The sequence below is a fragment of the Acidimicrobiales bacterium genome (genome assembly GCA_036273495.1).
In the GTDB taxonomy this organism is placed as follows: Bacteria; Actinomycetota; Acidimicrobiia; order Acidimicrobiales; family JAJPHE01; genus DASSEU01.
Genome location: DASUHN010000060.1, coordinates 1 through 4,364 on the forward strand (window position 1 = coordinate 1; position 4,364 = coordinate 4,364).

5 protein-coding genes are annotated in these 4,364 nt (G+C 73.0%); 2 read left to right on the forward strand and 3 right to left on the reverse strand.

Annotated elements, in window-relative coordinates:
• Both VFW24_02400 and VFW24_02405 read right to left on the reverse strand, forming a co-directional pair.
• A partial coding sequence (locus VFW24_02400) for a hypothetical protein (protein HEX5265597.1) occupies positions 1-219 on the reverse strand: 219 nt, incomplete at its 3' end.
• Positions 220-272: 53 nt separating this feature from the next.
• Positions 273-1,781: an MFS transporter gene (locus VFW24_02405; GenBank protein ID HEX5265598.1), complete on the reverse strand. Its 1,509-nt coding sequence runs from the start codon at positions 1,779-1,781 to the stop codon at positions 273-275.
• A gap of 143 nt (positions 1,782-1,924) precedes the next feature.
• Here VFW24_02405 and VFW24_02410 point away from each other — a divergent pair, with 143 nt between their 5' ends.
• Positions 1,925-2,521, forward strand: coding sequence for a TetR/AcrR family transcriptional regulator (locus tag VFW24_02410; protein ID HEX5265599.1), 597 nt, complete (start codon positions 1,925-1,927; stop codon positions 2,519-2,521).
• A 22-nt stretch (positions 2,522-2,543) separates the two neighbouring features.
• The gene (locus tag VFW24_02415; protein ID HEX5265600.1) at positions 2,544-3,512 is read left to right on the forward strand and encodes a zinc-binding alcohol dehydrogenase family protein; all 969 of its coding nucleotides are present in this window, start codon (positions 2,544-2,546) and stop codon (positions 3,510-3,512) included.
• Here VFW24_02415 and VFW24_02420 read toward each other — a convergent pair whose 3' ends face one another.
• Positions 3,513-4,334, reverse strand: coding sequence for a hypothetical protein (locus VFW24_02420; protein ID HEX5265601.1), 822 nt, complete (start codon positions 4,332-4,334; stop codon positions 3,513-3,515).
• Positions 4,335-4,364 lie beyond the last annotated feature (30 nt).

The window sequence follows — 4,364 nt, forward strand, 5'->3', positions numbered from 1 at the left end:
ACCGGCCCGGAGCAGCCAGCGCTGGAGGCGGGCGAACACGACCATCGAGGCGATCTCGGCCGCCACCGCCACCGCCACCCAGCGCCATTCCAGCCGGGACAGCATGGCCCCGGCCGCCGCCAGCTCCGAGCGGTGCTGGACGGCGGCCAGGACCGCCACTCCTCCGAGGGCTACGGCCAGGAGCCGCCGGGCCGTGGTCATGGCTGCCTCACGGCTCATCTGACGGCTGCTCCGGGCCATAGTCATCGTTCGTCAGGCCGCCCGGGTCCGGATCAGGCCACGGCGGGGGCGGCTTCGGGCAGGAAGACCGGCTCCTCGCCGCCCAGGCCGGCGGACTCCGATCCCGGCCGGCGGCCCCGGATGAGGAAGGTCACGACGCCGAAGGCGACCAGCAGGGTCACCACGCTGACCGAGAAGGCGCTGGTGAAGCCGTGCACCACCGCGGCCGGTGAAGGCCCGCCGTGGGCCAGGGCGTAGGACACCGTGGCGCTGGTGGCGATGGTGTTGAGGAACGCCACCCCGAGGGAGCCGCCGACCTGCTGCATGGTGTTGACCAGCGCCGAGGCGGCCCCGGCGTCGTGGTTCGGCACCCCGAGCAGCGCCGTCGACGCCAGGGGAACGAAGACGTGGCCCATGCCCAAACTGATCAGCAGCTCGGCGGGAACGACGTGCAACCCGTACGACGACGTGGCGGTGAGCTGGGTCAGCCAGAGCATCCCCAACGTGGCCGAGGCCAGCCCCCCCGAGGCCAGTATGCGCGGCCCGAAGCGGGGCAGGGTCCGGGACGCCAGCGTCGACGAGGTGATGACCCCCGCCGGGAACGGCAGGAAGGCCAGGCCCGCCTTGAGCGCCGAGTAGTGGAGCACGTCCTGGAAGTAGAAGGTGAGGAACAGGAACATGCCGAGCATGGCCAGCATCACCAGGAGGAACCCCAGGTAGGACCCGCCCCGGTTGCGGTCGAGCACGATGCGCAGCGGGAGCATCGGGTTGGTGGCCCGGCGTTCCCACGCCACGAAACCGACGAGGAGGACCACCGCCGCACCGATGACCGACAGGGTGAGCGACGCCGACCATCCGTGCAGGGAGGCCTCGGTGAAGCCGAAGACCAGCATCGCCAGCCCCGCCGTCCCGACGATGGCGGCGGGGACGTCGAAGTGGCGGTCCCCCTCCACCCGGCTCTCCTTCACCACCGCGGTCGCGGCGATCGCCACCGCGATGGCGATCGGGGTGTTGACCAGCATCGTCCAGCGCCACGACAGGAACTCGGTGAGCGCTCCCCCGAGCAGCAGCCCGAGGGCGCCCCCGGTCCCGGAGATGGCGCCGTAGACGGCGAAGGCCTTGGCCCGCTCCCGGGACTCGGTGAAGGTGGTCGTGATCAGTGACAGGACGGCGGGCGCCAGCAGGGCGGCGAACACGCCCTGCACGGCCCGGGCCCCGAACAGCCAGAGGGCCGACTGGGCGAAGCCGCCCAGGGCGGAGGCGGCGGCGAAGCCGATGAGGCCGACGAGAAAGGTGCGCTTGCGCCCCATGTAGTCGGCCACCCGGCCCCCCAGGAGCAGGAGCCCCCCGAAGGTCAGGGTGTAGGCGGTGAGCGCCCACTGCCGCGAGGCGTCGGAGAACCGCAGCGCCTGCTGGGCGTGCGGGAGGGCGATGTTCACGATGGACGTGTCGAGGATGATCATCAGCTGCGCCACGCCGATGACGGCGAGGGCCAGCCAGCGGCGGTCCCGGGCCCGGGGGATGTCGGGCACCACCGCCCGGGTGAGTGTTGTGGGGGGCATAAAGGCGACTCCCAGAGAGTTCCAGTGAGCGGATCCCCCACCCTTGCGAGTGGGAGGCGGGTGCTTTACGCTGGGGCCCATAAGCGGAAGCATCCTCCGGTACTATAACGGAGGCAGCCTCCGCTTTGTCAAGGGGACCGGATGTGACTTCCAACCAGCAGGCGGCACCGGCTCGGGCCCAGCGGTCCGACGCGGCCCGCAACCGGGAGCGGCTGCTGGAGGTGGCGTCGGATGCCTTCGCCCGGGAGGGTGTGGACGCCTCGCTGGAGAGGATCGCCAAGGACGCCGGGGTGGGGGTCGGCACCCTCTACCGCCACTTCCCCACCCGGGACGCCCTGGTCGAGGCGGTCTTCCGTCGCAACGTCGAGGCGGTGGTCGCCGACGCCGACGAGCTGCTCGCGACCAAGCCCCCGGGTGAGGCCCTGGCCGAGTGGATGCAGCGCTTCGTGGCCTACGTCGCCGCCAAGCGGGGCCTGGCCACCCACCTCAAGAGCGTGCTGGCCGCCGACTCCGAGCTGTTCACCCACAGCCACGCCCAGCTGAGCTCGGCCATCGAGCGGCTGGTCACGGCGGCGGCGGGCTCGGGGGACATCCGCAGCGACGCCGACCCGACCGACGTGCTGCGCGCCCTGTCGGGGGTGTGCCTGATGAGCGACGCTCCGGGCTGGCAGGACCAGGCGTGCCGGATCTCGGCGCTGCTGATGGACGGGCTGCGCTACGGCGCCGGCCCCTCCCGGTAGCGCCCGGCAGCGCCGCCCGCCCGTGAAGGCCGCCGTCTACTACCAGACGGGTCCACCCGACGTCTTCCGGTACGAGGACGTCCCCGATCCGGAGCCGGGCCCGGGCGAGATCCTCGTCGACGTCGAGGCGGTCAGCATCGAGGGCGGGGACACCCTGAGCCGGCTGCAGGGGGAGCTGGCCCGCACGCCTCACATCGTCGGCTACCAGGCCGGCGGGACCGTGGCGCGCTGCGGCCCCGGTGCCGACCGCTTTGCCGTCGGCGACCGGGTCGTGACCGTCGGACTCGACGGGTCCCACGCCGAGAGGCGCGTCGTGCCCCAGGGCTTCGCCTGGAAGGTTCCCGGAGGCCTGGCGCCGGTCGAAGCCGCATCTGTGCCCATCGCCTCCGCCACCGCCCACGACTGCCTGTTCGAGTTCGGCCGCCTGCAGCCGGGTGAGACGGCGCTGGTCCACGCCGGCGCCGGCGGAGTCGGCCTGTCCGCCATCCAGCTGGCCAAGCGGGCCGGGGCCCGGGTGCTGGCCACGGCGTCGAGCGACGACCGTCTCGACCGCCTGGGCGAGTTCGGCCTCGACCACGGCATCAACTACCGGACCCACGACTTCGTGGCCGAGGCCCGCCGGCTCACCGACGGGGCCGGGGTGGACGTGATCGTCGACTCGGTCGGAGGCGCCACGCTGCAGGGCAGCCTGGCCGCCCTGGCCTACCGGGGCCGGTGCGTCACCGTCGGGGACGCGGGCCGGTCGGTGGCCGAGCACCTCGACGTGTCGGGCATGCGGCCCAACAACCAGAGCCTCACCGGCTACTTCCTCGGGGCCGAGCTGTTCCTCGGCACCCGCGCCTACGGCCTCGTGGCCCAGCTGCTCGACGAGGTGGCGTCGGGCCAGCTGCGCGTCGTCATCGACCGCAGCTTCCCGCTCTCGGAGGCGGCGGCGGCGCACGCCTACATCGAGAGTCGGCAGGCCTTCGGCCGCGTCGTCCTCGTCCCCTGATCAGGTGCGGACGCTCACCTCGGTGCCACCGGTGGAGCTCGGCTTCCACACCCCGGCGGACGAGTCCCACGACTGACCGCCGAAGGCGACCTGCTGCAGGTGGTACCGGTAGGCGTGGGCCACGGCCCAGCTCGCCACCTCCCATCCCGTCTTGGCTGCCAGCGTCTGGCCGAGCAGAGGGGAGCCGAACTCGCTCTGGGCCGCGGCGGCCAGTGAGCCGCTCGGCGGCACGGCTCCTCCCCACGCGGAGAGCCGGCAGCTGAGCCCGGCGGGCACCTCGCCGGTCAGGGCGCGGGCGAGGGCCCGGGCCTCCGACTCCCACGGAGCGTAGGCGCCCGGGACCGCGCTCAGCTGCACGGCCTGGGCCACCTGTCCGACCGCCAGCCCCTCCCAACCGGGCACCGCGGTGAGGTGGTTGTAGAAGGCGGTGGCGGCATACACCGGATTCGTGATCTGCGCCGGCGTCCCCCAGCCCTGCGACGGGCGCTGCTGGAACAGCCCCAGCGAGTCGAGGTCCCCGTGGTCGAGGTTGACCAGCCTGCTCTCCTGGAGGGCCGCCGCCAGGGCCACGGTGACGGCGTGGTCGGGCAGCTGCCGGTGATAGGCGACGGCGGCGATGATCGACGCGTTCTGGGTCTGGGTCGGGTTGAGCGAGTAGGTGACACCTGACGCGCTCGTGACGCCGCAGGCCGAGGGGGGCGGCGGCTTGGCGATCTTGACCAGCGCCACCGAGGCCGCCACCAGCAGCGCCGCCACCGCCGGCCCGGTGACCAGCACCGGCAGCCGCCGCCGCTGGCGCCGCCTCCTCTTCCGCGCTGCCATCCGGGAGATTCTGGGCCAGCGCTCAGCTGA